Genomic DNA, 317 nt, shown 5'->3' with positions numbered 1-317 from the left:
GTAACTGTAACGTTCCCAGACGGTACAACAGCGACAGGAACAGCAGATGAAGATGGTAACTATGTCGTAGATATTCCAACCAATGTTGACTTAAAAGGTGGAGAAACATTACCAGTAACATCAACCGATGAAGCAGGCAATGAATCACAACCGTCAAGTACAGTTGTAACGGATACAACAGCGCCGACAGCACCAACGGTGAACCCAGTGACAAGTGAAGATAAGACCATTACAGGTAAAGCTGAACCAAACTCAACCGTAACTGTAACGTTCCCAGACGGTACAACAGCGACAGGAACAGCAGATGAAGATGGTAA

1 protein-coding gene is annotated in these 317 nt (G+C 45.1%); it reads left to right on the top strand.

Annotated elements, in window-relative coordinates; all coding sequences use genetic code 11:
* Nucleotides 1-317 (top strand): Ig-like domain-containing protein (locus tag CD113_RS11600; RefSeq protein ID WP_240622783.1); only part of this gene is annotated, 317 nt, incomplete at both ends.

Source organism: Staphylococcus simiae, assembly GCF_002902085.1.
In the GTDB taxonomy this organism is placed as follows: domain Bacteria; phylum Bacillota; class Bacilli; order Staphylococcales; family Staphylococcaceae; genus Staphylococcus; species Staphylococcus simiae.
This window is presented reverse-complemented; position numbering and strand designations above follow the sequence as displayed.